The sequence below is a fragment of the Psychrobacter sp. T6-1 genome (genome assembly GCF_052258445.1).
This window is the reverse complement of sequence record NZ_JBQQFC010000136.1, coordinates 1-6,195: the sequence shown is the minus strand read 5'-3', so window position 1 is coordinate 6,195 and position 6,195 is coordinate 1. Positions and strand designations below refer to the sequence as shown.

The window sequence follows — 6,195 nt, the reverse complement described above, 5'->3', positions numbered from 1 at the left end:
GCGCATTCAATCACGCTAAGCCTAGCGGCTCTGCAAGTTGTTAGTATACCTGCACAAATCATCGAATCTATTATTGCGCTGTCCATTGCCTTTGCCGCGCTTAATAACCTGGTGCCTTTGCTGCGAGTCAGAGCAGTGTACTTAGCCTTTATTTTTGGTCTCATTCACGGCTTTGGCTTTGCCAACGTCCTCGTCGATTTGCCATTAGCGACTAGTGCGCGCGTGCTGGCACTGCTTAGCTTTAACATTGGTATCGAGCTTGGGCAACTGGTATTTATCGCCGTTGTTTTCCCGTTGGCATTATTGCTGCGTCATACCCAGTTTTATAAGTGGGCAATTTTTTATTTAGGGTCGCTGATTAGTATCATCATTGCTCTATGGTGGTTTTTTGAGCGGGCGTTTAGTTAAAAGGTTTAAAAGCCCTGCCCTCATAATGAAGTGAACTGCCCCCCATAAGTTGGACACAGCTTTTGGGGGTTATTTTATGAAATACGACATACACTTTAAGATCAAAGGCGGGACCTTTATCCTCACAAGTAGTCTATTTAATCACCACTAGCTTGCAATTGCTTATTTCTAAATGTTGGTCGCTCGTATATTAAAGACATAGGTACCACTGCATCAACTTCGATACCGCCATTTTGTATTGGGTTGAGTTGTCCGCTTCTGACTTGCGTAGTGGCTATCGCATCGATAATCGGGCTGCCTGATGTCTCAAGAATTTGCACCTCAGTGATACTACCCTCTTTATCAACCTGCAACTCTAGCAGCACAATGAAGACATCGCCCAAGTCTCTATCGACACTCTGCCATACAAGCGTGGGCATGCTAGTGATTGGCTCACGTTCATCACGCCAGCTACCAAAGTCTGCTGTAAAGGATGTGTTCTCGTCATTTTTGGATGCTGATGTATCTATGTCAGCTTGCTGATCTTCAGCTTGCTCAGCAGCTAAAGCAAGCATTTTAGTAATCGTTTCGTTTTCAGCCTGCAATCGCCACTCTTCTTGCTGTCTAAGCTTTCTATCTGCTTGTTTTGCCAAAGACTTTCGCTGCTTGGCTTGCTCGCGCTTATACTGCGCATTAATGGCTCTGATCATCGCAGCGAGATCAAATTCGGAGTCATCAGTTTGAGTTGTAGCGCGAGTTATGGTTCTGGACTCATGAGTTGAGAGTTTTTGAGCAGATATGACGGATGACTCTTGGCTTGTATTGGGTTTAGAGTCTTTAACATCTGACGCTACAGTTTGACTTGTATCTTTGGATTCAGTCACAGTAGGTTCTATAGATGAAATTTTTTGGGTAGGCTCTTTTTGTGTAAGCGTTTGGACGGATTTTACTTCTGGTGGTTTAGGTGCAGCTGACTTTAGTATTGATTGAGGCTCGACTGCTTCTACTTTTTTAGGTTTGGGCGTGACCAGTTGCGTGTCTGTACTTAACGCTTTATTAGACGTATCGAGTGTGATGAGCTCTATTTGAATGGGTTGAATAACAGGGGTTATCTCAGGGCGCGCAGGCGTTTGTATAGACATCATTGCCCATACCGTAGCACCGTGTAATACCAAAACTAGTATCACAATAGATGCTTTTAGTGCGTAAGATGACAAGTTTTGTGTCATAACAGTGCCAATATAGAGTATTTAGATTGCAGATTTTTTGTCCCAACTTTAAGATGAGATCTGACTTAACCCGCCAAAAGCTATCAATAAAATCATAGCCTTATCACCTAGTTATGCTCTATAGTGCGCTAAAAATGTTGCCGTAACAAGCGCAATTTACACTCCAAACTAACTTACTTTCCAATGCTTGTTGTCTTGAGTAAAAAACCAAATCATCACAACGGGCGCAAGAGTGCTTAGCCAAATCCCTAAAGTAATCGGCAGGCCTTGCGAGACTGCAAAGTAGCTCAAGACTATGATAACTAGTGCTATCAGTAGGGCCTGAGCGTTGCGACTGGACTTGCGACACATCAGCGTTCTAAGAATTGTGAGCGTCAGTAGATACAAGGTCAGCATCACCATCAATACGCTCATAGCATACGGCTCTGATACCATGCTCTCGCTCGTTGTGCCGCTCGCCGTGGCTTCAGTGACGAGATTGAGCGCGCTACCTAGTGCGGCTATGGAGGCAAATATAAAAAAGTGACTATAGCCAAATAAGAATAGATCATGACGCTCGCGCTCCTTGTTCAATATTCTATCAAAGGGTACGATAAAGTATAGCCACCACAAAGAGAACACTAGTGCTACTAGGCTTGAGCCTAAAAACATAATAGAGCTTGCCGCAGAGTCTGAGTTGACCAAAAAATACTGAATACTGTTGCTGACACCAACGACGCCTTCACCCAAGACGATAATCGTGAGTAAGCCATAGCGCTCAGCGATATGCCCAGGATGCCAGTTGTTAAACTGCTCAACTCGCGCCCATAACGGCATGAGGAGCTCCGCGATAATAAAGATAATCAGTGCAGGCATTTGCATAGACGGCGGCAAAAACAGCCATCCAATCCACATCGCTTGCAAAGTTAGCAGCCCTACGATGCTACGCCCAGCGACTTGTTTGTGCCCAGGCACATCTTTGTACACCCGCCACCACTGACTACAGCTCGCCAGCCGCATAATGGCATAGCCTGTCACTCCAATCCAAGTTAGCCCCTGCTCATAAAACTGATGAATATTAGCCGCTATCATCAAGGATCCGAACATCTGAAACATCACCGACAAGCGATAAAACCAGTCATCAGGATCATAACCTGAAGCAAACCACGTAAAACTTGTCCAGGCGTTCCATAAGATAAAAAAGGCGATGATAAAGGTAATAAAGCCTGACAAATCATGTTCACTCAAGCGATTATGTAGACCACTTGCCGCTGCTGCCACGGCTATGACGTAGACCAAATCAAACAATAGCTCAAGCGTGGTTGAGGGCCGGTTAGGCTCATTAGGGTCTCTGGCATAGATTTTTTTGATGGTCACATTACCAAACATTTACAGGCTCCAAACTAGGGGCTAAGATAAACCGCACAAAAAAGCGGCTTGTTATCATAACAAACCGCTCTCTTTATTTTATAAATTAATTGTGTTTTTGCTCAAGCGCCCTAGCTACTAGACGCCGCCTGCACCTTTACTGGACGCCTCACTGTTCTCGACCAGTATCGCAGCCGCCGTCTGTTTGAGTATCGCCCACTGCTCATCATCGACATAGATGCCTTGTTTCCATGCACGCTGATGGGTTTCATATAGCTCATCAGTCGATATCTTATGTCTAAAGTGCTCAATCTCCTGCTCGATATCAAAATTACTCGTGGCAAGCTCGATGACCATATCGTTGGTATCGTGGCGCGTTTGCCTCTCATCAAAGAAATAGATATCAGGATAAACAAAGCCTTGATTCAAAGTGAATAAAGTATGTTTAGGCGCAGTGCCGTTGTCCCATTTTGCAAGGCAAGCTAAGCCTTTGGCAGCCAAGCTTAAAAGCTCGCTATAGGCCAGCCAGCGATTGTGGCAGTTGTGCAGGGTCACCTTAAAATGATCGCGATTGTCCATCAGCTCAAGCGCATAGTCCATCACCGCAGGCAGATGACAAGCCAGACTACTATCATGTAGATTTAAACTCACCTCACCTATATCTTGATGCATAATCTCTATAGGCGTATCTTGTTCAGTCAAAATATAGGGCGTGGCGTTGTTAAATTGCCCTACGCCATCGAGTCCTGCCATCTGCAATTCTGCGACCATAGTGGCGACCAGATCGGCTTCCCCGACTTCTCGGTGTAAGCCTGAAAACGCCTTGTATACCATAGAGACGATCTCGTTACGCGAGACGATCATAGCGCCGCCTCCTGATCAGACGACGATACCTTTAGCACAGCTGCGTCGTGCTTGGGGTCTGTCTCAGACTCGTCAAGCTTAGGTAATAGCGGAAACAACCACTCATCACTATGCACATCAACAAATAAAGGCGCGCCCTGAAACAAGGTAACGCGTACCCAGCGATCGGATCTGGGATCAAACTTGGTGGCGCCAAACATAGAGAGCTTACAGCGAAGTAAATGAATAGGTAAAGTGTCTTTTTGGAGCACGTTGATCTGGATGTCGCCCATAGGCTTGTGTCCCATTGTCCAAACGCGTCTGGCGATAGCGCGATGTTTGGGCGCACCTAAGACAAACTGCGAGATAAGCTGTTTGGGGTCGACCTGTTTTAGTGCCAAATATAGCTTATTGGTTTGGCGGGCAATATCCAAGAACAGCTCTCGATCATCGCCAGGCTCTTGTCCGCGTACGCCCATACGCGGCTCCTCTTTGTCCACTGAGCGATACCAAAACCAGTAGCTATTATCAGGCGCACTGAAATCTATGGTAATTGCCCACTGATAGTACGTCTCAAGCACCAAGATTAAGTCCTGAACGGTTTTGCCTTTAGGCAGCGATAGCGTCTCATCGGCATTCACCTTTTCTTGAAAGCTATCCACGCGCTCAGGATATAGCTCAATTAAGCAAGAGATTATTACCTCTTGGCTCTCGTAACTGAGATGCTCATGATCTTGTAAAAAATCACCCCAACGCTTATAGCCCTTCATTGCTGTCAGCAGATTGTTCTGTAATAGGGTGAGCTCTGCAACGACAGTATTGTTCAACGTCACTTGCTGCGCATCGATAGTGACAATCTCAGTGAAATGCTGAATGGCGCGGCTTAGCAGAGTCGAAAAATAAGCCACTTTATCAGGCTCAATCGTGCACACTAAAACAGATTGTAGCGCCTCTTCACGCGTTGTGAGCCATTGATCAACGACACAGGGATGATTAATCAGATACGGCGCCATACCCAGACCTGTCGCATTACCGATACCTAGATAGCGCTTAATCTCTGGATGCAAGGTGACCGCTTTGGTGCCGCCTTTTTTCTTCGCCAAAAAATCCACCCAATCTAGGCTAAATTCGCGCAGCAAATAAACAGCGCACATCTGCGCGCGAAACGACTGATTAAAGTCCTCGCTGTAATCGAGTGGTTTGAAGTCATAGATACCAAACTTACCATTGCCATAGACCGCCGTGGTACGCAAGATATAACCGACTTGCGCCAAAATATCAAGATCAGGCTGCGCGCCTTTAGCTAAGGAGGTGACGATATGATCAAAGACGCGTACGCTTTTGTTAGCGCGCGCCAGCACCATCACCATGTTGGAATTGCGTCCGGCTTCTTGTAGCGGCACGTTAGCTTTTAGGTTATCGAGTAGCTCTTGACCGATCTCGCCAAAGACTAGACCAAAGGTGACATCCCACTTTTGTGCGATAACCCGATCATTACGCTCATCATCGGCAAGCTCTTGGCAAAACACCACCAAGTGATAAGTATGCTCGGGCGTTTGCAAGCGATAAATCACTTGCCCATAGCCGCTATCATCCAAATCCCAAAGATGGGTTGAGAGTGTCCATTGCTCCTTATCGATTTTGCGTAGTAACGTGCGCACAAAGCTGATGCGCGTTTGATGCATCGCCCCAAGCCTTTGAGCGTTCATCACTACATCAGGGCTACGTAAAGGCAATACCGCTTCGTTAAGACTATTTGTACTTGTATCAATCAAATTCATAATGCCACTACCTTACCTAAAGAGTTGAACCTAAACAGGCTCAACCGTTACGACAAACAACCTCTTTTATCTGTTTAGGGTATGTTGTCATTCAAAACGAATACATACCCTATAAATTACTGATTTTATTGATAATTTACTAGTGAGCCAGTCTCTTTTTCTTAGCGTCCTTGTCTATCCTTAGCAAGCTGCTCCTCAGCGATTTTATGATCAGTCTCAACTCGGTTCGGGCGGTACAGGTCTTGCTCACGCGCCATTTGCTGCGCAATTTGCGGCCCGTTCCAAAGTGAGGGTAGCAAAATAAAGGACACAGGCACTGCAGTAATGACGATAAAGGACTGCAATGCGCTGACGCCGCCTGCACCCAAAGAGATTAGGACGATAGCAGTAATCCCCATCATCACACCCCAAAAGGTACGTATCATAGCGTTTGGCTCATGCTCACCGCTGATGACGACACTAATGGTATAAGTCATTGAATCCCCGGTGGTCACAATAAAGACAGTCGTCAAAATTAAGAACAATATCGAGGTAATCAGAGGAAACGGTAATTGCTGGGTGACCGCAAGGAGCGCGCCTGGTAAGTTAAAGCCTTCAAAAGCGGCGCT

General features: G+C 46.0%; 6 protein-coding genes. 1 reads left to right on the top strand and 5 read right to left on the bottom strand.

Annotation, left to right across the window (positions count from 1 at the left end):
- The coding region (locus ACTXGO_RS08450; RefSeq protein ID WP_443574041.1) for a HupE/UreJ family protein at positions 1 to 408 on the top strand (408 nt) is incomplete at its 5' end.
- Positions 409 to 545: 137 nt separating this feature from the next.
- Here the strand turns inward: ACTXGO_RS08450 and ACTXGO_RS08445 are convergent.
- The 5 genes from ACTXGO_RS08445 to ACTXGO_RS08425 form a co-directional block, all read right to left on the bottom strand.
- Entirely contained in the window at positions 546 to 1,532 is a 987-nt protein-coding gene (locus tag ACTXGO_RS08445; protein ID WP_443541637.1) for an energy transducer TonB, read from the bottom strand.
- 252 nt (positions 1,533 to 1,784) lie between these two features.
- A complete protein-coding gene (locus ACTXGO_RS08440) occupies positions 1,785 to 2,984 on the bottom strand; it encodes a low temperature requirement protein A (RefSeq protein ID WP_443541639.1) in 1,200 nt (399 codons plus the stop codon).
- 117 nt (positions 2,985 to 3,101) lie between these two features.
- Positions 3,102 to 3,827 (bottom strand): DUF3726 domain-containing protein, encoded by a 726-nt coding sequence (locus ACTXGO_RS08435; protein ID WP_443574039.1) that lies wholly within the window; start codon positions 3,825 to 3,827, stop codon positions 3,102 to 3,104.
- Entirely contained in the window at positions 3,824 to 5,587 is a 1,764-nt protein-coding gene (locus ACTXGO_RS08430) for a hypothetical protein (protein WP_443574037.1), read from the bottom strand. The genes ACTXGO_RS08435 and ACTXGO_RS08430 overlap by 4 nt, the downstream gene beginning before the upstream one ends.
- Before the next feature lie 161 nt (positions 5,588 to 5,748).
- On the bottom strand, positions 5,749 to 6,195 hold a 447-nt coding region (locus ACTXGO_RS08425; protein ID WP_443574036.1), incomplete at its 5' end, for a BCCT family transporter.

Coding starts and splice junctions, on each gene's coding strand:
- ACTXGO_RS08445 (WP_443541637.1), bottom strand. CDS start 1,532: ATGATGTCTATACAAACGCCTGCGCGCCCTGAGATAACCCCTGTTATT.
- ACTXGO_RS08440 (WP_443541639.1), bottom strand. CDS start 2,984: ATGTTTGGTAATGTGACCATCAAAAAAATCTATGCCAGAGACCCTAAT.
- ACTXGO_RS08435 (WP_443574039.1), bottom strand. CDS start 3,827: ATGATCGTCTCGCGTAACGAGATCGTCTCTATGGTATACAAGGCGTTT.
- ACTXGO_RS08430 (WP_443574037.1), bottom strand. CDS start 5,587: ATGAATTTGATTGATACAAGTACAAATAGTCTTAACGAAGCGGTATTG.